Annotated in this window: 22 protein-coding genes; 16 read left to right on the forward strand and 6 right to left on the reverse strand. The window is 63.4% G+C overall.

The features are described 5' to 3' along the window. Positions 1-37 precede the first annotated feature (37 nt). Together N2602_RS08960 and N2602_RS08965 are read left to right on the forward strand one after the other, a co-directional pair. Positions 38-346: a hypothetical protein gene (locus N2602_RS08960; protein WP_212254354.1), complete on the forward strand. Its 309-nt coding sequence runs from the start codon at positions 38-40 to the stop codon at positions 344-346. A gap of 463 nt (positions 347-809) precedes the next feature. Further along, complete coding sequence (locus tag N2602_RS08965) at positions 810-1,340, forward strand: hypothetical protein (RefSeq protein ID WP_260382407.1); 531 nt, start codon at positions 810-812, stop codon at positions 1,338-1,340. A 57-nt stretch (positions 1,341-1,397) separates the two neighbouring features. On the opposite strand, the gene N2602_RS08970 is transcribed toward N2602_RS08965, so the two are convergent. Next, positions 1,398-2,120 (reverse strand): response regulator transcription factor, encoded by a 723-nt coding sequence (locus N2602_RS08970; RefSeq protein ID WP_212254355.1) that lies wholly within the window; start codon positions 2,118-2,120, stop codon positions 1,398-1,400. A 188-nt stretch (positions 2,121-2,308) separates the two neighbouring features. On the opposite strand from N2602_RS08970, the gene N2602_RS08975 reads away from it, so the two are divergent. Next, complete coding sequence (locus tag N2602_RS08975; RefSeq protein WP_260382408.1) at positions 2,309-3,208, forward strand: DUF3313 domain-containing protein; 900 nt, start codon at positions 2,309-2,311, stop codon at positions 3,206-3,208. Beyond that, complete coding sequence (locus tag N2602_RS08980; RefSeq protein ID WP_260382409.1) at positions 3,208-4,572, forward strand: patatin-like phospholipase family protein; 1,365 nt, start codon at positions 3,208-3,210, stop codon at positions 4,570-4,572. Before N2602_RS08975 ends, N2602_RS08980 begins: the two co-directional genes overlap by 1 nt. A 30-nt stretch (positions 4,573-4,602) precedes the next feature. Here the strand turns inward: N2602_RS08980 and N2602_RS08985 are convergent, their stop codons facing one another. After that, on the reverse strand, positions 4,603-5,853 hold the full coding sequence (locus N2602_RS08985; RefSeq protein ID WP_260382410.1) for an ATP-binding protein: 1,251 nt from the start codon (positions 5,851-5,853) through the stop codon (positions 4,603-4,605). Beyond that, positions 5,850-6,578, reverse strand: a complete 729-nt coding sequence (locus tag N2602_RS08990) for a response regulator (protein WP_260382411.1) — start codon at positions 6,576-6,578, stop codon at positions 5,850-5,852. Before N2602_RS08990 ends, N2602_RS08985 begins: the two co-directional genes overlap by 4 nt. A 289-nt stretch (positions 6,579-6,867) precedes the next feature. Here N2602_RS08990 and N2602_RS08995 point away from each other — a divergent pair, with 289 nt between their 5' ends. The 11 genes from N2602_RS08995 (at position 6,868) to N2602_RS09045 (ending at position 22,888) form a co-directional block, all read left to right on the forward strand. Continuing rightward, positions 6,868-7,923 (forward strand): efflux RND transporter periplasmic adaptor subunit, encoded by a 1,056-nt coding sequence (locus N2602_RS08995; protein WP_260382412.1) that lies wholly within the window; start codon positions 6,868-6,870, stop codon positions 7,921-7,923. Beyond that, positions 7,920-11,024 (forward strand): efflux RND transporter permease subunit, encoded by a 3,105-nt coding sequence (locus N2602_RS09000; RefSeq protein WP_260382413.1) that lies wholly within the window; start codon positions 7,920-7,922, stop codon positions 11,022-11,024. The genes N2602_RS08995 and N2602_RS09000 overlap by 4 nt, the downstream gene beginning before the upstream one ends. 234 nt (positions 11,025-11,258) lie before the next feature. Beyond that, positions 11,259-12,098, forward strand: a complete 840-nt coding sequence (locus N2602_RS09005) for a helix-turn-helix transcriptional regulator (RefSeq protein WP_260382414.1) — start codon at positions 11,259-11,261, stop codon at positions 12,096-12,098. Between the two features lie 143 nt (positions 12,099-12,241). After that, positions 12,242-15,244, forward strand: a complete 3,003-nt coding sequence (locus N2602_RS09010) for a molybdopterin cofactor-binding domain-containing protein (RefSeq protein ID WP_260382415.1) — start codon at positions 12,242-12,244, stop codon at positions 15,242-15,244. Further along, positions 15,241-16,056, forward strand: coding sequence for a xanthine dehydrogenase family protein subunit M (locus N2602_RS09015; RefSeq protein ID WP_260382416.1), 816 nt, complete (start codon positions 15,241-15,243; stop codon positions 16,054-16,056). Before N2602_RS09010 ends, N2602_RS09015 begins: the two co-directional genes overlap by 4 nt. Further along, complete coding sequence (locus tag N2602_RS09020; RefSeq protein ID WP_260382417.1) at positions 16,053-16,571, forward strand: (2Fe-2S)-binding protein; 519 nt, start codon at positions 16,053-16,055, stop codon at positions 16,569-16,571. The genes N2602_RS09015 and N2602_RS09020 overlap by 4 nt, the downstream gene beginning before the upstream one ends. Further along, the gene (locus tag N2602_RS09025; protein ID WP_260382418.1) at positions 16,564-18,108 is read left to right on the forward strand and encodes an AMP-binding protein; all 1,545 of its coding nucleotides are present in this window, start codon (positions 16,564-16,566) and stop codon (positions 18,106-18,108) included. Before N2602_RS09020 ends, N2602_RS09025 begins: the two co-directional genes overlap by 8 nt. 30 nt (positions 18,109-18,138) lie before the next feature. Next, positions 18,139-18,945: an enoyl-CoA hydratase/isomerase family protein gene (locus tag N2602_RS09030; RefSeq protein WP_172789267.1), complete on the forward strand. Its 807-nt coding sequence runs from the start codon at positions 18,139-18,141 to the stop codon at positions 18,943-18,945. A 75-nt stretch (positions 18,946-19,020) separates the two neighbouring features. Further along, a complete protein-coding gene (locus tag N2602_RS09035; RefSeq protein ID WP_260382419.1) occupies positions 19,021-20,352 on the forward strand; it encodes an MFS transporter in 1,332 nt (443 codons plus the stop codon). 290 nt (positions 20,353-20,642) lie between these two features. Continuing rightward, on the forward strand, positions 20,643-21,698 hold the full coding sequence (locus tag N2602_RS09040; RefSeq protein ID WP_260382420.1) for a sugar phosphate isomerase/epimerase: 1,056 nt from the start codon (positions 20,643-20,645) through the stop codon (positions 21,696-21,698). Between the two features lie 14 nt (positions 21,699-21,712). Next, on the forward strand, positions 21,713-22,888 hold the full coding sequence (locus N2602_RS09045; protein WP_260382421.1) for a Gfo/Idh/MocA family protein: 1,176 nt from the start codon (positions 21,713-21,715) through the stop codon (positions 22,886-22,888). A gap of 101 nt (positions 22,889-22,989) precedes the next feature. Here the strand turns inward: N2602_RS09045 and N2602_RS09050 are convergent, their stop codons facing one another. Both N2602_RS09050 and N2602_RS09055 read right to left on the reverse strand, forming a co-directional pair. After that, positions 22,990-23,901 (reverse strand): sigma-70 family RNA polymerase sigma factor, encoded by a 912-nt coding sequence (locus N2602_RS09050; RefSeq protein ID WP_409241914.1) that lies wholly within the window; start codon positions 23,899-23,901, stop codon positions 22,990-22,992. Positions 23,902-23,917: 16 nt separating this feature from the next. Further along, positions 23,918-24,226, reverse strand: a complete 309-nt coding sequence (locus N2602_RS09055; RefSeq protein WP_260382422.1) for a hypothetical protein — start codon at positions 24,224-24,226, stop codon at positions 23,918-23,920. A 175-nt stretch (positions 24,227-24,401) separates the two neighbouring features. Here N2602_RS09055 and N2602_RS09060 point away from each other — a divergent pair, with 175 nt between their 5' ends. Beyond that, positions 24,402-25,826 (forward strand): DHA2 family efflux MFS transporter permease subunit, encoded by a 1,425-nt coding sequence (locus N2602_RS09060; protein WP_260382423.1) that lies wholly within the window; start codon positions 24,402-24,404, stop codon positions 25,824-25,826. Positions 25,827-25,904: 78 nt separating this feature from the next. Here N2602_RS09060 and N2602_RS09065 read toward each other — a convergent pair whose 3' ends face one another. Beyond that, on the reverse strand, positions 25,905-26,783 hold the full coding sequence (locus N2602_RS09065; protein WP_260382424.1) for an IclR family transcriptional regulator: 879 nt from the start codon (positions 26,781-26,783) through the stop codon (positions 25,905-25,907). Positions 26,784-26,851 lie beyond the last annotated feature (68 nt).

Genomic DNA, 26,851 nt, shown 5'->3' on the forward strand with positions numbered 1-26,851 from the left:
GTTCGCTGTTTGCATCCGGGAAGTACGGTGAACCGCGATGAAATGGATGCTGGTGGTTCTGGTCGGCGGCGTGACGCCGGTCAACACAGACTTGCTGTTTGACAAGTTCGCTGATTGCCTTTCGGCGGAAGAGCAGATGCGCAAGCACTATGCTGACGCTTTCGAGGCTTGGGACAAGTGGGCGGCAGTGAACATCGAGCGGCGTCGCGACTATTCCAAAGCCCGGGAGGCGCAAGCCAAGCGCTTGTTGAGCAATGTTGGAACGTGCGTGCCTCATGGTGACGGCGCCGTCGTGAAGCCGGAGGCCAGCCCTTCACCGACGCCTTCGCCCAAGCCCAGCCCATGACGAGCAAACGAAGCGACCCCGAGCATGCTGCGGGGCTGGCTCGGATGCCGAGGCCGCTTCGACGCAAGCCTGCGCGCACGCCGTGGCATCCGCGCGGCCAGGAGGACGGGGGTCCTGCTGGATTGGCGAGCAAGAGTCTATGCCAGGCAGCTGTCGCCTGATGCACCCGGTTCGACAACTCGGCCGTTCTGACATCTTTTGACTCAACATGCCGACGCGCAGAAACGTTCAGTCACACACGGCCCAATTTGGATCCAGGTGCCCGGATAACGAGCGCGGGTCCGGAGAAGGGCGGCGCTCGATTTCATCAAGATCGCACGTTCGTCGGGTGGTTCAGCTTTGCAAGAGCGGAAAGCGGGGTCTGCCGCGTCGAAGGGCCTGATGTTCGCGCTGCGGTGCGCGGTGTGCAGCTGACCAATGGACGAAGCCTGGAGCGACGATCAATGGTCTAGAAGGAGCGCAGATGATTTTCGCAATGGTAAGCGCAATGAGAAGGCTGCCAATGTGCCGGTTGAAGATGTCACGGAGCCTCGGTTTCTCGGTGCTGATGGCCGTCGCCGTCGCATCGCCTGCATTAGCGCAGGCGAGCTTCAATAGCGTCGCCGGGTCATGGTCGGGCAGTGGTTGGATGAAGCCTAAGGACGGGCCCCGGGAGCGGGTCCGCTGTAAGGTCGACTACGTTCCCAAGAGCGAAGGTCAATCCGTCAAGATGAATGTGCGCTGCGCGAGCGACGCGTACAAGATGGATCTGGGCGCTACAATCGAACAAAGCGGCTCCGAGCTTTCAGGAAACTGGTTCGAAAGCCAGTACCGCGTCGGGGGCAAGGTCTATGGGCAAAATCAGAATGGCGTGATCGATGCCCGCATCGAGGGCGACAAGATCACAGCGTTGCTCGTCGTTCGTACGAAAGGAAGCCGCCAATCCTTCGTCATGGAGTCGCCGGGAGCCTGGGTGTCCGAGGTCTCCATCGATCTTACGCGTGATGCGCGATGAAGCGAACAAAGCGCCGACATTCGCATTCAGACGACAGCCGATTGAGCGGCAACAGGCTTAGGAGTGCTCGTCCAGATAGCTGACCGTGGCCGCGAGCTGATAGCCGCCGTTGCGCACCGTCTTGAAGATGTGATTTGCGCCGCCCTCTGCAAGTTTGCGCCGCAGTCGACTGATCAGCACATCAATGGAGCGGTCTAGGACGTCTCCATCGCGCCCGCGGGTCAGATCGAGCAATTGGTCGCGAGACAGAACGCGACCGGGACGGTCGAGAAACGTCAAGAGAAGATCAAACTCCGCCCCGGTCAAATCGATCGAGTCGCCTTGCGGAGCGACCACCGACCGGGCGGACGGATCGGCGACGAACCCTTCGAAGAGGTAGCGCCCCTTCCGGCCGTGAGAGGGGCGGTCATCGTCGCCGCGTCGGAGCACAGCACGAATCCGGGCGATCAGCTCACGCGGGTTGAACGGTTTGCCGAGATAGTCGTCGGCGCCGATCTCCAGACCGATGATCCGATCCACGTCTTCCTTCAGAGCAGTGAGCAGGATGATCGGAATCCGCGACCGCGTGGACCGGAGATCGCGACAAAGATCGAGTCCAGACCCGTCCGGCAGCATCACGTCCAGCACGATCAGATCGATCTGATTCGTGGCGATCCGTTCACGTACTTCCACGCAGCGGGACGCGAGTTGAACCCGGAAGCCCTGCTCCTTGATGTAGCGAGCAAGGAGCTTGCGGATCTCTAAGTCGTCATCGACGACAAGGATTTGGGGAATGTGCATGGGCGCCGGTTTAGTCCGGTTGGAACAGGCTGAAGGGTAATATTTGTAACGAAGGCTGTCCTCAATTCGGGCTGGACATCTTTCGACACAAATGGCGGTCGGCCAGCAACATTAGGTCATCCGCAGCCAGATTCCGAGCCATGTAGCCCGTTTATCAAGAGCGCAGGGTTCACAATAAGGGGGTCTGAATGCGCTCCGCCGCCGGTCTTAACCATCCTGGTTCATATCCGTCGTTTCCGTATCAACGCCGGTGGCCGCTCGGATATTGCGCTTCGGCCCTGCTCATCCTTGCACTGTTGCCGGGTTGCGCGACCCCCGCGCTGGTCCAGGGCAACGGGCTCTCCTCTTACGAGGGATTGAAGCAGTCGGACGGAAAGATCACCAAGTCCCGTCTTCAGGTGAAGAAAGAGCAGGTAGCGGCGGCGAAGACGATCAATATCGCACCGACGGCATTCCCTGCCCACGTTACGCCTGCCCTAACCCATGAACAGCGTATCCTTGTCGCCAACACGGTAAGCCGCGCCTTGTGCATCAATTTGAGCGACAGATTCAGGGTGGTGTCGCCCGATCAACGGGCGGATTTGACCGTGCGTGCGGCCATTACGCGTGCGACGCCGACTGATGAAGTCGCCGCGGGCGTCTCGGCCGCGGCGAAGCTCGGTTCAAGCTTCGTGGATACGGCCGTTCCGATTCCGGTGCCCCGCATTCCGGTTGGGCTCGGAGACTTGTCCATCGAAGCCGAGGCCGTCGACGCCACGGGGCGACAGCAAGCCGCCATGATCTGGGGAAGAGGGGCGAACGCCTTTTTCAGCACGCCGAGAGCATCGAAAGCCAGTGACGCTTACGATCTCGCTCGGGACTTCAGCGACGATTTCGCCAAGATGCTCAATAAGGGTGAAAGTCCCTTCGAAGGCTTTAGTATCGAGATCCCGTCCTTGGAAAAGGTCGGTTCGAATATTGGTCTCGCTCCCAAGTATGCGGCGTGCGAAAGCTACGGCCGCGCTCCTGGGATCGCCGGTCTCGTCGGCGGCAAACTGGGCCTTCCTCCTGAATGGACCGATGATGGTCCAGTGGAGACACGAAAGTAGTGGCGATCAAGGACGGCCGCATCGGCAGATACAGCCTTTGCGGCTCGACCGCGAAGAACGCCATGATGATGGTCATCCGCACCATCGAGTACGGCCCCGTCATGTATGCGTCCAGATCGGCGATGCGCGTGGCCGCGCTGTTTCTGATGACCGGCCTTCTTTGCGGATGCGCCTCCATGTTCCCGCGCGATGTGGTTCCGAAACGACTGATCGACGAGGCCGAACTCGCCGGGATGCCGAACGTCCGGGTATGGGGGGATGCTCCGCCTGAGGCGCTTGCCGCCCTGTCTACGATCAAACAAATCCGGAGGAAGCCGAATGCCGCTCATGGTCGTCTCGGCCAACAACCGGATGAGCTTAACATTCTCGCAATATCTGGCGGAGGCGACAACGGTGCCTTCGGCGCCGGTCTCTTGGCCGGTTGGGGTGATGCTGGCACGAGACCTGAGTTCGATCTGGTCACCGGGGTCAGTGCCGGCGCGTTGACTGCGCCGTTCGTCTACCTGGGGCGGACCAGAGATGCGGCATTGAAAGAGGTGTTCACGAGGTACGAGCGCAGCGATATCTACGATCCCGGCGTAGTAGCGCCATTGCTCGGATCGGGCCTGGTCGACAGCTCTCCGCTCGAGAGCCTGATAGCAAAGTATGTCGATGATCAATTCCTCCGCGATATCGCGATGGAGCGGCGCAAGGGCCGAGTATTGCTCATCGGAACGACGAATTTGGACGCGCAGCGTCCGGTTCTATGGGATGTGGGACGCATAGCCATGAGCAATCATCCCCAAGTCCTCCCCCTCTTCCGGAAGATCCTGCTGGCTTCCGCTTCTGTGCCGGGTGCCTTTCCTCCCGTCCGCATCAAGGTCAGTGTTGCAGATCGGACCTACGAGGAACTGCACGTCGATGGGGGCGTGACTCAGCAGGTTTTCGTGCCGCGACCTTCGACGATCATTCGCACCGACGTCCCAACCAAGAGAGCCGCTGCACGCCTCTTCATCATCCGAAACGGAAAGATCAACCCGGAATGGGAAGCCGTAGAACCGGGCATTTTCTCTATTTCTCTGAGATCGATCTCCACCCTGATCAAGAATCAAAGCATCGGCGACCTCTATCGCATCTATGCGAAGGCCGAGATCGACGGTACCGACTTCAACCTTGCGGCAATTCCGTCGACCTTTCGAGCGACGAGGGAGACGTCGTTTGAGCAGGGATATATGCAAGCGTTGTACAGCGAAGGCTATCGTTCGGGTTTCGAGGGCTACCAGTGGATGAAGGCACCCCCGGGGATCGCGAAGAATCCGAAGCCGCTGAGTCGCGTCTCCAGTTCGGCGTCGCCCCCCGCCAGCCAGAGTGCGGAGCTTCGGTAAGTGTGTCCCGTCGCTGTGAAAGGGGACCCGTCAGTGTGGCTCCGCCGGAAGCGATTGCGCAACCGGCAGCGTCACGGTCTGAATCAGCCCCCGGAGCGATCCGTTCTGGATTTTGATGCTGCCTCCGGCGCGCTGAACGATCTCTTTCGCGATCGTCAAACCGAGTCCGGCACCATCGAACTGCTTCGTGCGCGCCCGGTCGACGCGGAAGAACGGCTCGAAAACCTGCCCGATGAGATCGGGCGGAATCCCCGGACCGTCGTCGTCGATCACAACGACGACGTCGTTCACGCTGCTTTGGACGGCGACCCGGGCCCGCTTACCATGCGTGGATGCATTTATGAGCAAATTCCTGAAGGCGCGGCTCAGGCCCGTTCGATTCGCGAGCGCGGTCGCCGCCGCAGAGCTGGTCAGGGTGATGTCGTAAGATAGCGTTCGAAGCTCGTCCACGAGGTCGGAAACGAGAATGTCCAGCCGGATCGGCTCGGGCGCCGATTTGCCGGAGTCCTCTCTCACGAGAAGTATTGCGCTGTCCGCGATCCTTTCCAGCTCGTCCATATCCTTGAGCCACATTTGGCGGTCTTCTTCATCCGCGACGAACTCGGCGCGCAGGCGCATACGGGTGATCGGTGTCCGTAAGTCATGGCCCGCTGCCGCGACGAGCCGCATTCGGCTTTCCATTGCCGCCTTCAGCCGGGAAGACAGAGAATTCAGCGCTCTGGCTGCGACCCGTACCTCCGCCGGTCCTGTCACGGCCAGTTCGGGAAGAACACCGTCCGGGCCTACGGTCTCGATCGCGCGTTCGAGAAGTACGAGGGGTTTGACCATCCGGTTCGCGAAAAAGAGAGCGACCGCCATCGTGCCCAGCGTGGTCAGCGCAAGCCAAATCAAAAGGAGATGGAAGATGCCGCCCGCGGGAGGCAAGTCAGGGATTTGCGTGACGACCCATCCTTGATCAACCGGAATGGACAGGAGAGGAAGGTCGTCCTTGCGGGACACGATGACGTCGCGGGGGATCCCGCGGGCCGTCAGAGCGGCGCGCAGCCACGTGGTGAGATTGGTTTCGACTTCACCGCCCGCAGCGGCCTGTTGAACGATGACCAATTTGGGAGCGACCTGCCCAACTCGGGTCAATAACTCTACTTGGTCGACGAGTGGACTGATTGCCTCCCGTTCGTTGGGCGGATCAAACAGGTAGACGAGAATCCCGGTCAAAATGCAGACCACCGAGATGATCACGACGGTGAGAAGGACGGCGAGTTTGGCGCGCAGGGTGTTCACGCCGGAAAGTCCTGCACCCCGACCTTCGCGACGAGTTGATAACCGCCGTTGCGAACTGTCTTGAAGAGGGGCGGCATTCCGGAAGTGTCCAGTTTGCGCCTCAACCGGCTGACGAGGACATCGATGGAGCGATCGAAGACCTCTCCTTCCCGGCCGCGCGTAAGGTCGAGGAGTTGATCCCGCGAAAGCACGCGTCCCGGTCTGTCGAGGAAGACCTGCAACAGGTCGAATTCCGCGCCGGTCAGTTCCAGGGCATTGCCCTGCGCATCGGTTACGCTGCGCAACTGAGGATCGGCCGTAAGGCCGTCGAATCGGTACTTCCTCGTTTCTTGAGATCGAAGACTTCTTTCTGAGCGGCGTCGCAAGACGGCGCGAATTCTGGCGACCAGTTCTCTCGGATTGAACGGCTTGCCGAGATAATCGTCGGCTCCCATTTCCAGACCTACGATGCGATCGACATCCTCCTTGAGCGCCGTCAGAAGGATAACGGGGATCATGTTTCGCTTCGCTCGCAAATCGCGGCAGGCGTCGAGCCCGGAGCCGTCCGGAAGCATCACATCCAGAACCACGAGATCGACCTGCTCGGCCGCAAGGCGCTCGCGCATCTCGTTGCAGCTCGATGCCAGGACGACGCGAAGCGACTGGCTTTCGATGTAGCGGGCAAGCAGCTTACGAATCTCGGGATCGTCGTCGACGACCAGGATCTGAGGAGTGTGTTCGTTCATGGATGCCCTTCACGGTGGCTCGGAAGCACGGTTTTACCGGCAAGCAGGCTCGAAAAAAGCCGGAACTCGTAACGAAAGGCGCCAAGGCACCCATCTAGCAACATTTCGACACAAATGGGCACCCGCCCGAGACGATCCGACACAAATTGTACTACGCGAGCAAACCCCACGTCCTACCCGAGCAGTCGTCGGCCGTTCGAGGAAGGTGACGGCTGGCGAGGCGTTCGGGAATCGACGGGGCGCGGAGAAGGGTGCTGATATGAAAAGAATCCATCGCGGCCTGAGGTCGATGGCGCTCATGACGTCTCTGGTCTTCCATTCTACCGTCCATGCAGAAAGTCTCTCATTCGCGATGACCGTCGTGGCCGCATCGGTCGAGAGATCGGAGGTCACCAGAACGATCACGGCGACAGGCAACGTCGTCGCGTGGCGTGAAATCCCGGTCAGCTCTGAAGCGGGTGGGCTGGCGGTGATCGAGGTCGCCGTGGATGAAGGCGACCTCGTTGCGAAGGGGCAGGTACTGGCGCGCCTCAGCCAGGATCTGACGGCTGCGGCGATATCCAAGCAGAAAGCCGCGATCGACGAACTGGAAGCGAGCCTTGCCATTGCCAGATCGGATGCTGCGCGCGCGCATTCGGTGTCCTCGGGCGTGATGAGCGCGCAAGCCATCGAGCAGCGCGAGACGCTCGTCAAGACGACCGAGGCCAAGCTGGAAGCGGCTCGTGCCCAACTCGACGAAGCAGAGGCACGGCAACGTCAGACGGTCATCATCGCTCCCGCCGCGGGAACGATCGCCTCGAGATCCGTGGCGATCGGCCAGGTGGTCCAAGCCGGGGTCGAGATGTTCCGATTGATCCAGGACGATCGCATCGAGGTCGATGCCCGCGTGGTCGAAACCGACCTGCTCGCTGCTGCCGCGGGGCAGCATGTGATGGTGCTCGGCCCCGGCGGGAAATCCGAGCATGGATCGGTCCGCCTCGTCTCGCCGTTGGTCGATCCGAAGACGCGCTTGGGTACGGTTCGTGTCGCGCTGCCAAAGGGAACGAAACTCAAGCCGGGGATGTTCGCTCGGGTCGAGATTTCGGCCGAAAGAAAACTCGCGTTGACCGTTCCCCTGAAGGCGCTGGTCTGGCGCGAAGCGAAGGCGCACGTCTTCAAGATCGGGCGCGACAGCCTGGTGTCATTGGTCGAGATCGGTATAGGCGCCAAGGAATCGGATGACGTGGAGGTCCTGCGCGGACTGGAGGCTGGAGATCGCATTGTGACCCATGGTGCAGGTCTCCTCAGTGACGGCGATTTCGTGAATGTGAAGACTGCCTCGGTCAAAGGCGGCGCGCTGCGATGAACGGCATCTCCGGTTGGGCGATCCGCAATCCTGTCGCGACCATCATTCTGTTCGTGCTGCTCACCCTTGCAGGGGCCGTCGGCTTTTCGAAGCTCCGGCTCAACAATATGCCCGACATGGACATTCCGACGGTGACCGTCAGCGTTACCTGGCCTGGAGCTGCGCCGACTGAAATCGAGGCGCAAATCACCCGATTCGTCGAGGATGGCGTCGCAGGACTTGGTACCGTCAATCGCACTCGTTCGATCGTGAACGAGGGACTGTCCATGACCATGGTCGAGTTCGCGATCGGCACCGATATCGATCGGGCGACGAACGACGTCCGGGATGCTGTCGTATCGATCCGTTCGAAGCTCCCGCAAGCAACGCTCGATCCCACGGTCCGGCGCGTGGAGGCGACGGGACAGGCGATCCTCACGTTCATCGTCGACGCTCCGATGATGGCTCCGGACGCGTTGAGCTGGTTCATAGACAACGACATCGCCAAATCCGCGCTCGCAGTCCCCGGTGTCTCCAAGATCCTCAGATCCGGCGGTGTCGATGCGGAAATCACCGTTAAGCTCGATCCCGACCGATTGCTCGCTCTGGGACTGACCGCCGCGGAAGTTTCCGACCTTGTGAGAAACCGCAACATCACTCAGCCCGGCGGTCGTGCGACGCTCGGGGGATCCGAGCAAGTCATTCGTACCGTGGGAAGCGTTCCGGACGTCGCGGCCCTGAAGGAGATGCGGCTCGCCTTCAGCGACGGCCGCAGCGTCAAGCTGTCCGAAATCGCAACCGTCGAGCGCTCATGGGCCGAACCGCGACAGAGGTCCCGGTTCAATGATCGGGAAGTCGTGGGCTTCAGCGTCTACCGCGCCGTCGGGACCGGAGAGTTTGCAGTGACCCGAGCCGTCAGGAAGCGGATGGCCGAATTCGGCGCTGCGCACGCTGGCGTTCGGATCCTGGAAGTGACGTCCTCGACCGATGCGGTGATCGAGGGATACGACGCCGCCATCGAGGCGCTCCTGTTGGGAGCGTTGCTCGCAGTTCTGGTCGTATGGATCTTCCTGCGGGATATTCGGGCGACCTTGATCTCGAGTGCTGCGCTACCCTTGTCGTTGATGCCGACCTTCGCGGTGATGTATGCGCTGAACCAATCGCTGAACAACATCACTCTTCTGGCGATTGCCCTGGTCGTCGGCATTCTTGTCGACGACGCCATCGTGGAAATCGAGAACATCGTCCGGCATATTCGGCAGTCCGGAAAGACCGTTTACGAGGCCGCCATCGATGCGGCCGACGAGATTGGCCTGGCCGTGGTCGCGACGACGTTCGCCATCATCGTGGTTTTCGCGCCGGTCGGCCTGATGCCGGGCATTCCGGGGCAGTTCTTCAAGGCTTTCTCGATCGCCGTTTGCAGTTCTGTCTTCTTCTCTCTCGTGGTCGCTCGCCTTCTTACGCCATTGATGGCGGCCTTTCTCCTGAAGACGACCGGAAAAGAGCATCCCGAGCCGGCGTGGGTGCGGTACTATGGCTTGCTGTTGACCTGGACGCTGCGCTATCGATGGATCACCATCGTCGCCGGTGTCATAGTCTTCGTCGCGTCCTTATCTCTCATTCCGTCCCTTCCGACCGACTTCATGCCAGCGGCCGATCGAAGCCGCACGATCCTCAGCGTAGAGTTGGCGCCGGGTGCGACGTTGCAGGAAACGGACGCTGCCACGCAAAGGGTCGCGTTCCTGCTGAGGGCGAGACCAGAAGTCGCTTCCGTCTATGCCGCCGTCGGAACCGAGACCTCGACGCTTTCCGGCCCGGGAGACCTGTCGACCTCGGTGGGAGAGGTCAGAAGATCGACCGTTACGATCAATCTCGTTCCGAGAGCCGAGCGAACCCTCTCCCAACAGGCGTTCGAAGCCTCGATCGGCCGTCAACTGTCGATCATTCCGGGCGTCCGGATCCGCCTCGGCGAGGACGGGTCCTCCGGCGCGAAAATCCAGATATCCTTGTTGAGCGATGATGCCGCAGCACTTGCCGATGCGGCACGCCGATTGGCCCAGGATATGCGCGCAACTCCTGGATTCCAACGCGCGAGAGTCACAAGCAGTTTCGCCAAGCCTGAGCTCCAGATAACGCCTAAGGCGGACAAGGCCGCTCTCCTCGGAGTTTCCACGACTGCGATCGCCAAGACTGTCAATATCGCCACCGTAGGCGATATCGACCAGAACCTGTCGAAGTTCAGCCTGGGCGCACGGCAGATTCCGGTTCGCATTTTGCTGAACGACGCTGCTCGCTCCGACATGGCTGGCCTGTCGATGCTGCAGGTGCCGACTTTCGAGAAGCCGGTGCCTCTGTCGTCTGTCGCCGACATCAGCTTCGGCTCAGGTCCGCTCCAGATCGAGCGGACCGATCGCACCAGAAGCGAGACGGTCGAAGCGGAATTAAGTGGCTTGACGGTCGGCGAGGCGGAAGACCTGGTCGCCCGGATGCCTTCGATCAAGCGGCTGCCGGCAGGGGTGTTTTACAAGCCTGCGGGCGATTCCGAACGCATGCAGGAGCTGTTCGACGGCTTCAAGCTCGCGGTCGGGTCGGCCATCGTTCTGCTCTTCGTCGTCCTCGCGCTGCTCTTCAACGGGTTCGTTCAGCCGGTAACCATTCTCACCGCGCTACCGCTGTCGGTCGGAGGGGCTCTCGGCTCGTTGCTGATGACGCAGATGTCGATCTCCCTGCCGGTCATGATCGGGCTGCTCATGCTCATGGGAATTGCGGCGAAGAACTCGATTCTTCTCGTCGAGTACGCGATCGTCGCCAGACGCGATGGCGGCCTTGATCGCACGCAGGCTTTGTTGGACGCGGCCCGGAAACGAGCTCGGCCGATCGTCATGACCACGATAGCGATGAGCGCCGGCATGCTGCCCATAGCTTTGGGCATGGGAGCGGATGCCGAGAGGAGGGCGCCTATGGCAATCGCCGTGATCGGGGGATTGTTCAGCTCGACCCTTCTCAGTCTGATGTACGTGCCCGCTTTTTACACGGTGATGGACGATCTCCAGCGTTGGTTGGGAAAAGTCTTTCAGGCAGACGTTGCGCGAACCGGTGAGGTCGCTCGAAGCGCGCCGTGACGTCGCGGCGTGCCGGCTTCGTGCATCAAGCGATCAAGCGCATCCGCGTCAAGGCGAGGATGCCGATCTCGCCACCGCGTTGCGGCGATCCAAGCCCGGCGGACTGCTTGCAGAGCTATGGGCGTGAACGGCTTGCATCCGTTTGCGCGCTTGGAATATGAAGTGGGTGCTGCTTATAGTGCCGCACTCGACAAGGCAGCCATTTTGCGGTGCAACGCCGGGAGGGAGGAACTGATGTCGACGGCCCTGCGCATCGCTCATGGTGCTTTCGGCAGGGTCGCGCTGCTCGACATGGATCGATCGCTGGTCCGCCACGCTCATCATCATTGCCACGTCCTGCTCAAGGTCGAGGGGGCCGATACGCAGTTCATGGTCGGCGACCAGGTCACGCCGCTGACGGACACCGCCGCCGTACTGGTCGACGGCTGGAAGCCGCATGCCTATGTGCATGACGTCAACCGTCCGCGCACCCTGATCATGGCGCTCTATATCGAGCCGGAATGGCTGAAGGAGTTCCGTCCCGGCTGGGCCGCGAGCGGCGCGCCGGGCTTTTTCGAGCGGCCCTCGGGTGAGGTGTCGCCGCGCATCCGCCAGCTCACGCTGCACCTGGCGGCCGAAATGATGGCCAATCCGGATGCGGTGCGGACCCACGAGCAGACGCTGTCGGACCTGATGATCGCGGTGATCGAGCGCTTTACGCCCTGGCGCAGCTTTCCGACCTCGATCCGCGGCATGAGCGCGGTGAGCTGCGACTGGCGCATCCGCCGCGCGATGGATGCGATGCGCGGGCAGGATTCCTATGGCAACGTCGATCAGTTCGTGAAGGGCGCAGGGCTCTCGCGCGCGCAGTTCTTCCGCCTGTTCGAGACCTCGCTCGGCGTCTCGCCAAAGATCTATCTCAACGTGGTCCGCATGGAACGTGCGCTCGACGCTGTCATGCGAGAGGACACGCCGCTCGGCGAGCTCAGCGAGCGTTTTGGCTTTCCGGAGCCGGCGCATTTCACGCGCTTCTTCCGCGACCATGCCGGCGTCAGCCCGCGCGAGTTTCGCAACGTCTCGCGTCTCGCTGGTTGAGTCTCGCGGGCTGATATTGCGCTGCACGCGCTCGAATGAGACGATTTGGTAAGTCGTGAGAGCGGGCGGTATGGCCCGCGCAGCCCCTGTCCTGACAAGTGTCACCGCCGCGTCAAAGAACGCGTCGGGAGGTATGCCGGGACATGTTGCAGGCGGTCAGATCCGCAGATCCGGGACGAGGCGATGAGCCGTGGGTCGGGCGCTCGATCGAGCGCGTCGAGGACGCCGCGTTGCTCTCCGGCCGCGGTCGCTTCATCGACGATCTCGGTGTTGCGCCCGGCACGCTGCACGCGACCATCCTGCGCTCGCCGCATGCGCATGCCGATATTCTCTCGATCGATGCTGAAGCTGCAAAACGCCTGCCGGGCGTTGCGGCGGTTCTGACCGGCAGCGATGTCAAGGCGGTCACGACAAGTCTCGTCGTCGGCGTGAAGGCGCCGGTCGAATGCTGGCCGATCGCCATGGACCGCGTGCGTTATGTCGGCGAGCCGGTTGCCGTGGTCGTCGCGACTGATCGCGCGCATGCCGAGGATGCGGCCGAGATCATCAACGTCGAATATCGACCGCGCGGCGCCGTCGTCGATCCGCTGGGTGCGCTCGCGCCTGATGCTCCCGTGCTGCATGACGGCTTTCCCGGCAATCTCGCCAGCGATCGTTCCTTCCGCTATGGCGATCCGGAAAGTGCCTTTGCGGAGGCTCTGCTTCGCTTCTCGATCGACATCCGCTATCCCCGTAATTCCTGCACGCCGGTCGAGACCTATGGCGTCATCGCCTCGCATGATGCCGGCGAGGACGCCTATGAGGTTCTCGCCAATTTCCAGGGCCCGTTCAGCATTCACACCGTGATCGCGCGGGCGCTGAAAGTGCCGGGCAACCGCCTGCGGTTGCGCACGCCGCCGGATTCCGGCGGCAGCTTCGGCGTCAAGCAAGGCGTGTTTCCCTACATCGTGCTGATCGCCGCCGCCGCGCGTATCTCGGGCCGGCCGGTGAAGTGGATCGAGGACCGGCTCGAGCATCTCACCGCATCGGTGTCGGCGACCAACCGCGCGACGACGCTGTCGGCGGCGGTGGCGGCGGATGGAAAGATCCTCGCGCTGGATTGGGACCAGGTCGAGGATTGCGGCGCGCATTTGCGCGCGCCCGAGCCGGCGACGCTCTATCGCATGCACGGCAATCTGACCGGTGCCTACGACATTCGTCACGTCAAGGTCCGCAACCGCGTCGTCGTCACCAACAAGACGCCGACCGGCCTCAACCGCGGCTTTGGCGGCCCGCAGGTCTATTTCGCGCTGGAGCGATTGGTTCAGACGATTGCGATTGGCCTCGGCCTCGATCCGCTCGATGTGATCAAGCGCAATCTGATCGGCGCTGGCGCATTTCCCTATCCTACGGCAACTGGCGCGTTACTCGACTCCGGCAATTATCAGGAAGCTGTCGCGCGCGCGGTCGAGCAGGGCCGGCTCGCGGAGCTGAAAGCGCGGCGCGACGCGGCGCGGGCGCAAGGGCGTCTCTACGGCATCGGCTTTACCGCGGTGGTCGAGCCCAGCGTCTCCAACATGGGTTACATCACGACCGTGCTGACGGCGGCCGAGCGCCGCAAGGCAGGTCCCAAGAACGGCGCGCAGGCAACCGCAACCGTCGGGCTCGATCCGGTCGGCAGCGTCACCGTGCACGTCGCCTCCGTGCCGCAGGGGCAGGGCCATCGCACCGTGCTGTCGCAGGTCGTGGCCGACGTGTTTGGTCTGCAGCCGAAGGACATCCGCGTCAACACCGAGATCGACACGGCCAAGGATGCCTGGTCGATCGCGTCCGGCAACTACGCCAGCCGCTTCGCCGCGGCCGTGGCGGGCACCGCAAAACTTGCGGCCGAGCGCGTCGCTGGCCGGCTCGCGCGCATTGCTGCGAGCCAGCTCAACGTCGAGGCCGCGGACATCGTCTTCGCAAAGGGTTTTGTGGCCTCAAAGCATAATCCCGAGAACCGGATCGCGTTCTCGCGCGTCGCTGCGCTCAGCCATTGGTCACCGGGCTCGCTCCCTGGTGATGCCGGTCAGACCATCCGCGAGACCGCGTTCTGGACGCCGCCGGAGCTGACGCCGCCCGACGATGAGGATCGCATCAACTCCTCGCTCTGCCACGGCTTCATCTTCGACTTCTGCGGCGTCGAGATCGATCCCGTCACGCTGAAGACGCGGATCGACCGCTACGTCACCATGCACGACTGCGGCACCATTTTGCATCCCGGCATGGTCAACGGCCAGATCCGCGGCGGCTTCACCCAGGCGCTCGGCGCCGCGCTCCTCGAGGAATATGCCTACGCCGAGGACGGCAGCTTCCTGACGGGAACGTTCGCCGACTATCTGCTGCCGACCACAACCGAGGTGCCGGAGCCCGAGATCTTCCACATGGAGACGCCGTCGCCATTCACGCCGCTCGGTGCCAAGGGCGTGGGCGAGGGCAATTGCATGTCGACGCCGGTGTGCCTCGCCAATGCGGTTGCGGATGCCCTCGGCGTCGCCGACATCACCTTGCCGCTGGTGCCGGCGCGGCTCGCCGAGCTGGTGCGCGGCGTCGAGCCGCCGCCTCCGGCAGGCGGCGCCACCTCGGCCCCCGTTCGTGACGGCGACAGGCGGCTGCGCGGCGAAGGACAGGCCACGGTGAAGGGCTCGCCGGAGCAGGTCTGGGCGATGCTGCTCGATCCCGCCACGCTGCAATCGGTCATTCCCGGCTGCCAGCGCGTCGACAGGGTCACCGACACGCATTTCCGCGCGGACGTCACGCTCGGCATCGGCCCCGTCACCGGCCGCTATCGCGCGGATGTCGAGCTGTTCGATCTCGACCCGCCACGTGCGGTCACCTTGCGCGGTGGGGCCACCGGCGCGCTCGGTTTCGGCAGCGCGGAGGGGCGCATCACGCTTGCGCCCGACGGCAATGGCGGAACAAGCCTGACCTACAGCTATGACGCCGCTATCGGCGGCAAGGTCGCCAGCATCGGCGGCCGTCTGCTTGATGGCGCGACACGCGTGATCATCGGCCAGTTTTTCACCGCGCTGGCCCGCAAGGCCGGCGGCGGTGGTGCTTCGGGTGGAGGCTTCTCGCTGTTCGCGCTGCTGGCAAAGGTCGCCGGCTTGTTCGGGGGGCGCCGATGAAGCCGCCCGCATTCGACTATCTCCGCGCCGAGAGCATCGGTGACGTCCTCGAAGGCCTCGCGCAGCAGGGCGGCGATGCCCGCGTCCTTGCCGGCGGCCAGTCGCTGATGGCGATGCTCAACATGCGCCTCGCCAAGCCGAAGCTGCTGATCGACATCATGCGGATCAGGGAGCTGCGCCAGATCGAGCGGAAGGGCGGTAGCATCGTCATCGGCGCCGGCGTGCGGCAGGCCGATCTCCTGGCCTGGCCTGGTCTCGCCGAGGCGCTGCCGCTCGTGGCGCTGGCGCTGCCCTGGGTCGGTCACATGCAGACCCGCAGCCGCGGCACCATCTGCGGTTCGCTCGCGCATGCCGATCCCAGTGCCGAGATGCCGCTCGCGCTGGTCGCGCTTGATGGCGAGGTGCTGTTGCACAACGCTAAACGACGCCGTCGCGTCGCGGCCAAAGATTTCTTTGCCGGCATGATGCTGACCGCGCGCGCCGATGACGAGCTGATCGAGGGCATCTCGCTGCCGGCGGTGAAGGGATTGCGCGTCGCCTTCCGCGAGGTCGCGCGCCGGCACGGCGACTTCCCCATTGTTGCCTGCGCTGCGATGAAGACGCCGACAGGCGTACGGCTCGCCGTTGGCGGCGTCGCCGATGTGCCGGTCGCGCGCGACTGGCCGCGGCTGGAAGGAGGCGCGCTCGATGATGCCCTCAATGCCTTTGCCTGGGAGCTTGGCGCGCGCGACGACGTTCACGCCACGGCGCGCTATCGCCGCGATCTCGTGCGCATGATCGGCCGCGATCTGATCGACGAGGTGCTGCAATGACGCGCCTCGAGGCAGATCGCCGCCATCCCGTCCGCTTCACGCTCAACGGCAAGCCCGTCGAGGCGGAGGCCGAGCCGCGCATGCTGCTGTCCGATTTCCTGCGTCACCAGCTGGGCGCGACCGGTACCCATGTCGGCTGCGAGCACGGCGTCTGCGGTGCCTGCACTGTCGTCGTCGACGGCATGCTGACACGGTCCTGTCTGACGCTCGCCGCGCAGGTCGATGGCTGCGAGCTCAAGACCGTCGAAGGCCTCGCACCGTCGGCCGACAGGCTCGGCGTGCTGCAGCAGGCGTTCCGTCGCAACCACGCGCTCCAGTGCGGCTTCTGCACCGCCGGCATTTTGATGTCGCTCGATCATTATCTCGCGAAGAACCCGGCGCCGACCGAGGCGGAGATCCGCGATCTCCTTAGCGGCCATATCTGCCGCTGCACCGGCTACACCCCGATCGTCCAGGCGGCGCTGGATGCCGCCGCCGAGCTTGCTTCATCCAACAAAGAGACGTCCGATGCTTGATCTCGCCAGCAGCTTCATTGCCAGCGCCGCGCGCGATCCTCACGCCATTGCCCTGGTCGACGGCGAACTCCGCCTGACCTACCGGCAATGGTACGACAGAATTTCTGCCCTCGTCGCCTCGTTCGACCGCCTTCGCCTCAAGCCCGCCGATCACGTCGTCACGTTGCTGCAGAACCGCTGGGAAGCGGCGACGCTGCACTGGGCTTGCCAGTTCGCAGGCCTCGTGATCACGCCGATCAACTGGCGCGCCAAGGCCGACGAGCTCGACTATTGCATCGAGAATGCCGAGGCCTGCGCGGTCTTCCATCAGGACATCTCCGCCGAGGCCGTGCAGGGCTCGGCGCTGGCAGGCAAGCTGCTGCGCGTGTCCGTCGATCCCGGCACGGGCGATGCAACCAGCTTCGCCGATCTGATCAGGGACCGCGTCCCCGATGCCGAGGCGCGCGTCGGAGCCGATGCCTGGTCGATCATGCTCTATACGTCAGGCACGACGTCGCGTCCCAAGGGCGTGCCGCGGCGGCATCGCGCCGAACGCGCCGCCGCGATCGCCCATGTCGCGCAAAATCTCTACGGCCGAGGTGAGCGCACGCTCGGGGTGATGCCGCTCTATCACACCATGGGCGTCCGCTCGCTGCTGGCGATGTCGTTGATCGGCGGCACGTTCATCTGCCTGCCGCGCTATGACAGTCGCCAGGCGCTGGCGCTGATCGAGAAGGAAGCGATCACCAATCTTTATCTGGTGCCGACGCTTTATCACGATCTCGTCCATCACGAGGCCTTTGCCGGGACCAACGTCTCCAGCGTGCGCAAGCTCGGCTTCGCCGGCGCGTCGATGACCGATGGCCTGCTGAAGAAGCTGAACGAGGCGTTCAAGCCAAGCCTGTTCGTCAATCACTATGGCAGCTCCGAGATCTACACCTTTACGATCGACCAGAACGCGGCCGAAAAGCCCGGCTCGGCCGGCAAGGCGGGGCTCAACCAGCACGTCAAGGTCGTGCGCATCGGCGCGAAGTCGGTGGCGGAGCTTGCCGCGGTCGGCGAGGAGGGCGAGATCATCGCCACGCTCAAAGGCGACGAGGCCTTCGAAGGCTATTGGCGCCGTCCCGAAGCGGACGCCAAGTCGTTGCGCGAAGGCTGGTATTTCACCGGCGATACCGGCTTCGTCGATCCCGACGGCGATCTGTTCGTCACCGGCCGGGTCGACGACATGATCATCACCGGCGGCGAAAACGTCTCGCCGGTCGAGATCGAGAGTTGCCTGTCGCTGCATCCAGCCGTGGACGAGGTCGCGGTCGTCGGCGTCGCGGACGAGAAATGGGGCAAGGTCGTCGCCGCCTTCGTCAAGCGCAACCGCGCGGTGTCTGAAGTCGAGCTGGAGCAGTTCTGCCGCACTTCGGGCCTTGCCAATTTCAAGCGGCCGCGCCGCTACGTCTTCGTCGACGCGATCCCGAAATCGCCGGTCGGAAAGCTGCTGCGGCGACTGCTCGTCGCCGGAGAATACGAGGCCGAGCGCCTGCCGCCGTCGGACGCGGCCTGATCATCATCCATTCAACAGAAGGAAGCACAGATGCCGTCACCCTACACATTCGCCGATCCCCGGCTCGCAAAGCTCGACGGGTTCAAGGTCGAGATCGACGAGGCGCATGAGCGCGCCGACATCATCCTGGGACGTCCACCCTACAACGTCGTGGCGATGCCGCAGCGCGACCAGCTGCGCCTGACCTTCGAGACGCTTGACGAGGATCCGCGCGTGCGCGTCATCGTCGTGCGCGGCGAGGGCGAGCACTTCTCCAGCGGCGGCAACATCGGCGGCTTCATGGCGGCGAGCCCGGAGCACGTCTCCAAGCTCGCCTGGAACATCGCGGCGCCGGCGCGTTGCGCAAAACCCGTGGTCGTGGCCAATCGCGGCTATTGCTTCGGCGTCGGTTTCGAGCTGTCGCTCGCCTGCGACTTCCGCATCGCATCCGAGACCACGCAATACGCGCTGCCGGAGCAGAAGCTCGGCCAGATCCCGGGCTCGGGCGGTTCGGCCCGCCTGCAGAAGATGGTCGGTATCACCCGCACCAAGGACATCGTGATGCGCTCCAAGCGTATCTCGGCCAAGCAGGCCTATGAGTGGGGCATCGCCACCGAATGCGTGCCGGATGCCGAGCTCGAGAAGGCGACCGACAGACTGGTGGACGAGCTCCGCACCTTCTCGCCGCTGGCGCAGCGCACGGCCAAGAAGCTGCTCAACGACACCGAGGATTCGACGCTGGCGATCGCCATCGAGCTCGAAGGCCATTGCTACAGCCGCCTGCGCCAGTCGGAGGACTTCAAGGAGGGCGTCGAGGCCTTCAACGCCAAGCGTCCGCCGAAATTCGTCGGCCGCTGATACGCGATGCAACGAACTGCCGTGGTTCGCAATGGTGCGGACCGCGGCATTACTCAAGCGGGGAGGTAGGACAAAATGGCTGAGATGGATATGCCGGCCGCGGGTGCGCAAGCATCGGCCGATAACAAGCAGATGGTCAACGCGATCATCGCATCGGTGCTCGGATGGGCGCTCGATCTGTTTGATTTGTTCATTCTGCTCTACGTGGCGCCGGTCGTCGGCGCGCTGTTCTTTCCGTCGAGCAATGCGGCGCTGTCGCTCGCCGCAGTGTACGGCTCGTTCGCCGTCACGCTCCTGATGCGGCCGCTCGGCTCGGCAGTGTTCGGGCACTATGCCGACGTGCATGGACGCAAGCAGGCGATGCTGATCGCCATTGTCGGCGTCGGCCTCAGTACCGCGGCGTTCGGCCTGCTGCCGACCATCGCGCAGGCCGGAATTATCGCGCCGATTATCTTCCTGATCCTGCGTCTGGTACAGGGTGTGTTCGTCGGCGGCGTCGTGGCCTCGACCCACACGATCGGGACGGAATCGGTGCCGGCGCAATGGCGTGGCGCGATGTCAGGCCTGGTAGGCGGCGGTGGCGCCGGCATCGGCGCGTTGCTCGCATCCTTCGTCTTCCTGATCACGTCCTCGGTCTTTCCCGGCGATGCCTTCGCCGTGTGGGGCTGGCGCTTCATGTTCTTCTCGGGGCTGCTGAGCTCGCTGCTCGGCTGGTTCATCTTCAGGAACCTCGAGGAATCGCCGTACTTCAAGGAGCTCAAGTCCCAGCAGGGCAACAAGCAGGCGAAGGTGTCGAAAGCGCCGGTCAAGGACGTGTTTTCGGGCGAGTATCGCGGCGTCCTGCTGGTCAATCTGCTCATCACCTTCGGCGGCGGCGCCGGCTACTACCTGACCTCAGGCTACCTGCCGAGCTTCCTGAAGGTAATCAACGCGGTGCCGAACCAGACCTCGTCGCTGATCCTGATGGGCGCGAGCGTCTCGGCGTTCTTCTCGGCCGTGCTGATCGGCGCGCTGAGCGACTGGATCGGCCGCAAGAAGACCTTTCTGCTGATCGGCACGCTGGCGGCCGTGCTGCTGCCGCTGTGCTATCTCAACCTCGCGGCGACCAAGGACACGACTGAGATCACGCTTCTTGCGCTCGCCATCGCCTTCATCGGCAATGCCGGCTATGCGCCGGTGCTGATCTTCCTGAACGAGCGTTTCCCGACCGCGCTGCGCGCGAGCGGCACGGGCCTGTCCTGGAACATCGGCTTCGCGCTGGGCGGCATGATGCCGACCTTCGTTTCGCTGGTGAGCGGCAGCCCGGCGCAGATCCCGATGTCGCTGGCCTGGTTTGCGGTCGGCGTCTTCGCGATTTATCTGATCGGGGCGATCGTGATCCCCGAGACCAAAGGCGACTTTCGCTGACCAAGTCGACGCGGCTACCTTGGGGCCGCGTCGATTGATCGAACTGCGGAGCGAGATGGGCCGGTTCAGTCGCAGCCGCAATGGCTCCGGCCAGTTTGGCAAACGCGCAGCCTACCGTGCGCGCGGGCGCTCGCCATCTGTTGGAGCGTAGGATCATCGGTCCCGTCGCGATATAGAGCTTCATCCCGTCGCGTAGTCCGGTATTGCTCTCTTTCTCGATGGCCGGCATCCTCGCACCCATGATGCGGAAAAGCGATCGCCAAAACGTCCAAGGCAGAAGGAGGCATTCGATGAAGATGATCAAAGGGCCTGCGATATTCCTGGCTCAGTTCGCTGCCGACTCGGCGCCGTTCAACTCGCTCGATGCGATGTGCGGATGGGCGGCATCCCTGGGCTACAAGGGGATTCAGATTCCGAGTTGGGATGGGCGGCTGTTCGACCTGAACAAGGCCTCGGAGTCTCAGACCTATGCCGACGAGGTGAAGGGCATTGCGGCTCGCCACGGCCTTGCCATCACCGAGCTTTCGACCCATCTGCAAGGCCAGCTCGTCGCCGTTCACCCGGCCTATGACGCGGCATTCGACGGCTTCGCCGCGCCGGGGGTGCGTGGCAACCCCAAGGCCCGCACGGAATGGGCCGTCGATCAGGTCAAGCGCGCCATCCTGGCGTCCAGGCGGCTCGGGCTGACTGCCCAGGCGACTTTCTCCGGCGCGCTGGCCTGGCCCTATGTCTATCCCTGGCCACAGCGTCCCGCCGGCCTGATTGAGACCGCCTTCGACGAGCTCGCCAGGCGCTGGCGGCCCATCCTCGACCATGCCGACGAGCACGGCGTCGATCTCGCCTATGAGATCCACCCCGGCGAGGACCTCCACGACGGTGTTTCCTACGAAATGTTCCTGGAGCGGGTGAACAACCATCCGCGCGCGAACCTGCTCTACGATCCCTCGCACTTCGTGCTGCAGCAGCTCGACTATCTCGACTACATCGATATCTACCATCGGCGGATCAAGGCGTTTCACGTCAAGGACGCCGAGTTCAACCCGACCGGCCGCCAGGGCGTCTATGGCGGATTCCAGAGCTGGGTCGACCGTGCCGGCCGCTTCCGCTCGCTTGGCGATGGCCAGGTCAATTTCGGCGCCATCTTCTCCAAGCTCACGCAATACGACTACGACAGCTGGGCGGTGCTCGAGTGGGAGTGTGCCCTGAAACATCCCGAGCAAGGCGCGGCCGAGGGCGCCGAGTTCATCCGAAGCCACATCATCCGGGTGACGGAGAAGGCCTTCGACGATTTCGCAGGCAGCGGCACCGACGCGGCTGCCAACCGCAAGATGCTCGGCATCTCCTGAAGAGAGGGTGCAACATGGCTATCGAAGCAAGCAATGAAACCGGCGGCCATCGTCGTATCCGCCTCGGCATGGTCGGCGGTGGCCAGGGTGCCTTCATCGGTGCCGTCCACCGCATCGCCGCGCGCATCGACGACCAGTTCGAGCTGGTCGCCGGCGCGCTCGCGTCGGATCCGGTTCGAGCCAAAGCCTCCGCAAAGGAGCTCGGTATCGCTGACGACCGTGCCTATGGCTCGTTCGAGGAGATGGCGCGGGCAGAAGCGGCGAGAGCGGATGGCATCGAGGCGGTCTCGATCGTGACGCCCAATCACTTGCACAGCCCGGTCGCGAAAGCTTTCCTTGAAGCCGGCATTCACGTCATCTGCGACAAGCCGCTGACGACAACGGTTGCCGAGGCCGAGGAACTGGTGGCGCTGGTCAGGAAGACGGGCAGGATCTTCGTCGTCACGCACAATTACACCGGCTATCCCATGGTCCGGCAAGCACGCGCGATGATCGCAAATGGCGAACTCGGCGAGATCCGTCTCGTCAAGGTCGAGTATCTGCAGGATTGGCTGACCGAGCCATTGGAAACCACCGGCCAGAAGCAGGCGGCATGGCGCACGGACCCGGCCCGGTCCGGAGCCGGCGGATGCATCGGCGACATCGGCACCCATGCCTACAATCTGGCCTGCTTCGTCACCGGGCTCGCGCTCGACGAATTGCTCGCGCAATTGTCGACCTTCGTCGAGGGGCGGCGGCTCGATGACGATGTGCAGATTCTGCTCAGGTGGAAGGGCGGCGCGAAGGGCATGCTGTGGGCGAGCCAGGTTGCCGTCGGCAACGAGAACGGGCTCACGCTGCGCGTCTACGGCAGCAAAGGCGGTCTCGAATGGGCGCAGGAGAATCCGAACCATCTCTGGTTCACGCCGTACGGCCGGCCGAAGCAGCTCCTGACGCGCGGTGGGGCCGGCACATTGGCCGACGCCGCCCGCGTTAGCCGTATCCCCTCAGGTCACCCTGAAGGCTACCTCGAAGGTTTCGCGACTATCTATGCCGAAGCAGCGCGCGCCATCCGCGCGGCACAGGCCGGCCAAAAGCCGGATCCTGAGGTGATCTTCCCAACCGTCGAGGATGGTCTGGCAGGGGTGCAGTTCATCGATGCTGCTGTGAAGTCCGCAACAAGCAAGGGCGCTTGGGTTCGGATGACGTAGCTGCAGTGCCTTGGGGGCGTGCCTTGGGGCGCGGCACCGTTGGCAACTTCAATGGCCCGCTCCGTGACTGAACCCAGTGCATCGAAACGCTGGTCGGGCTCCTAACGCCCGATCTTGTCTTGGTCGACCAGGATGTCAGCGTCTTCGGCAACGTACGAGGCATGCCTGAAGTCCCGTATCCTGGCGACTTTGCCCGACGCCCAGCCGAGCAGGATGAAGTATTTGGGCTTTGAACCGGGGATCGCCGCGGGATCGAGCACCAGGACGGCCGGATGGCCTTCGACGAGACCCGGTACGAGGTGCCAGTCATTGATTGTTGCGTAGTTGCCGAAGTACCGGGACACCTCGGCCTTCCCGGTCAGTCGGGTCCTGTTGACCAGATCGAGCTTGACGTCCTCGGCGATCATGGCGCGTATCGCATCGAAATCCCGTGCATTGAAATGGTCGACATAATTGGCCAGCCGCGTGCGGTCGGCTGCCGACAGACGCGGAGGCGGCGCATCGTCGGGTTCCTCTGCAAGCTCGCGCAACTGCGTGCGCCCGCGATGCAGCGCAGCCTTTACTGCGGGCAGGCTCAAGTCCATGACATCGCAGATCTCCTGAAGCGAGCAGCCGAGCACGTCCATCAGGATCACGCTTGCGCGTTGGCCAACCGGCAGGCGCATGAAAGTGCGCAGGCTGGTCGCTGCGATTTGGCGGCTTGCGACCGTGTCGATCTCGTCAACGATCATGTCCACCTCCTGAAGCGAATGCAGTGCCTCTTGCCGGTTGCGCCGGCGCAGGAAATCGAGCGCCGTATTGTGAGCAATCCGGAACAGCCAGCCCTCCGGATTGCGGATCGGGCCGGCCGTAGGGGCCGCCTCCACGGCCTTGATCAGCGCGTCCTGCAGTACGTCTTCTCCGTCGATGGCGGATCCGACCATACGCGCGCAATAGCGGTGCAGCCGCGGCCGGATAGCCACCAGGAGCGCCGGAATGTCGTGGGCCGCGCCCTCCCGAGCTGAGTTCATCATGCCTCCACCACGAGCCCTATGGCTCCGCGAGCACGCGATAATTGCCGACGACAATAGCACCGTTGCGCACCGGCGGCTCGGCGCAGCGGTCACGCAAACCGCTCTGAAAGGCCTGAAAGGCCGCAAGCTTCGGCAGCGCTGACGAGCCGTCCTCGGCCGTGGTTTCGACGATGTGGATGAAGGTGTTGTCCTCGAGCCGCAGCGTCAAGTAACGCACCCCCTCCGGGTGCGCCGCCTTCAGCTCGGCAAACACCGCCTCGACCAGCTCGGCATTCTTGTCGGCCATGTCGGCCTTGGTCCTGTAGCGGATCACGTTTGGTTTCATCGTTGTCTCCTCATCTCACCGCAGCACGAACTTGCGGCTTCTCGATCAATAGGACGTCTGGCTGGGTCCAAAGGATGCGGCCCGCACAAGTTTTTTTCGGCCAGCATCCTTGGGCTCTCCTGCTTCGTCCTCTCCGCGACGGCGCCGTTCCGGCCCCAAGATGGAGATTGATGAGATGCAAGACGCTCCCACCCCCGCGGAGAAGACCTGGGTACTCGCCCTGACCTCGCTTGCCTCGTTCATGATGGCGCTGGATGCGATGGTACTTACGACGGCGTTCGCAGGTATCCGCATCGAGTTCTCGAGCTCGGTCGAGACACTGCAATGGACTGTTAACGGCTATAATCTCGCTTTCGCCGTGCTGCTGCTGTCCGGAGCCGCGCTCGGCGACCGATTCGGGCGGCGCAGGATGTTTGCTGGCGGCATCGCGCTGTTCACACTCGCCTCGGCCGCTTGCGCGCTGGCGCCGACGATCGGTTGGTTGATCGCGGCGCGTGCCGCGCAGGGTGCTGGAGCGGCGCTGGTGATGCCGCTTGCGATGGCGATCCTGAGTGGAACGTTCGGGCGGGAGGAGCGCGCCAAGGCGCTCGGCATCTTTTCAGGGATTACCGGCTTTGCATTGATCATCGGGCCCGCGATCGGCGGCCTTCTCACAGAGCAGCTTGGCTGGCGCTCCATCTTCTGGATCAACCTGCCGATCGGCGCGTTCGCGGCCACATTGGTGCGGGCGCGTTTGCGCGAGAGCTTTGGACCTGCGGCAACACTCGACGTCACCGGGCTGACACTGGTCGCGGTTGCCGCTTTGGCCTGGGTCTGGAGCCTCATGCGCGGCAACAATGTTGGCTGGACCAGCGCGGAAGTCGTAGGTTCGATGATCGTTGGTCTCGTCTTCGCGATCGCATTCCTGATCTGGGAAGCGCGCGTCGCTGCGCCGATGGTGCCGCTCCGGCTGTTCGTGTCGCGGTCGTTCTCGGCGGCGCTCTCGCTGAGCTTCTTGTTCTATGCTGCGATGTATGGCGTCGTATTCTTGCTGCCGCAGTTCCTGCAAGTGACCCTGCATTTCGGCGCCTTCGGGGGCGGCGTGCGCCTGCTGCCATGGACGGCGACGTTGTTTGTGACCGCTCCGATCGCGGGCGCCGTGGTCGGCAAGTTTGGCGAGCGGCCGCTCGTCGTGACGGGACTGATCATGCAGGCGATCGGGCTTGGTTGGATCGCCTTCATCGCTTCGCCCGATGTCGCCTACGGCGCGCTGATTGCTCCGCTGGTGATCGCCGGCGTTGGGGTGTCCATGGCGATGCCCGCGGCGCAGAACGCCATCCTGAGCTCGGTTTCATTGGCTGAAATGGCGAAGGCTTCGGGCATCTTCAACATGGGCCGATTTCTCGGCGGCATGTTCGGGATTGCGGCGCTGGTTGCCACCTTTTCGGCGAATGGCGCAATGGACAGCGCGGCTCGTTTCGCCGACGGTTTCGAGGCAGCGATGACATTGGCGGCGCTGTTGTCGCTGGTCGGCGCATGGATTGGCCTATTGCTGCCGGCCAGGAAACCGGTATCCACCGCGGCGGCGCCGCAAATGGTATCGAGAGCGCCGGGAGGTTGATCCCCAATCAGCTGATCGATGCAAGTCCGTGTGCCGAGATGCGGCCGCGCTGTTGCGTCGTGCCCGGTCGTGGAGCCGTCACGCCTCGGGCTGCCAGCCGGCGGTCGCGGAGATGGCGCGCGCATGGAGGATCAGCGCGGTTGCGGTCGGGCCTTTCAGGTCGTCGTCGAGAATGCCGATCGGCCCCATCATCGTGATGGCGGCGATCATGAATCCGGCCTGATCGAAGATCGGTGCGGATAGGGAGGTGAAGTTCGGCAGCAGCGCATCACGACAGCGGCTGATGCCGTCGCGCCGGATTGCGGCCATCATCTCTTCCACCTCGATCTTGGTGGTTGGCGCATCATCCATCCGCGGCTTGCGCGAGCGCTCCTCCTTGAGCTCTTGATCGAGCATCTCACCCGTCAGCGAGCGCGGCAGATGTGCGAGAAAGTTGCGTCCCAACGCGGACCGCAGCAGGCTGAGGACGCTTCCGACCCGCAGCTCGATGATGGGGCGGCTGGCCCCGCCCTCGACGCGATAGATGATGGTGGGACCGCGATTACCCCAAACGCCGAGAAACACCGTGTGGCCGATGGTCGTCGCGAGTTCGGTCATGGCCGGCCGTGCGACGGCAAACACGTCGAACTGCTCGATCGCCGCCATGCCGAGCTTCAACGCATAGGGCCCGAGGGCGTAGCAGCCGGTGTCGGTCTCCTGGCGGACGATGCCCACCGCCTGGAAGCTCACGAGATAATAGTGGACGTTCGCGGCCGACATTCCGGTGTTAGCCGCGATCATCTTCAGCGGCACCGGCCGCAGTTCGGTCCGGAGGTAATCGAGAATTCTGAAGCCGATCTCGATCGACTGGATACCGCGCCGGCCGGGGCGTTCTGGCGTGGTGTTCTTGCTGGATTTGGCCCCGCGTGCGGAGGCTTTCGCCGGATCCGGCGGACGGGGGCGGCGCGATTTCTTCACTGAATGTCCTTGTAAATCAGTTCGTTAAGTCGGGGGCGCTCCGATGCATTACGAGCGTATTTGATAAG

This window comes from Bradyrhizobium sp. NC92, from assembly GCF_025200865.1.
GTDB lineage: Bacteria > Pseudomonadota > Alphaproteobacteria > Rhizobiales > Xanthobacteraceae > Bradyrhizobium.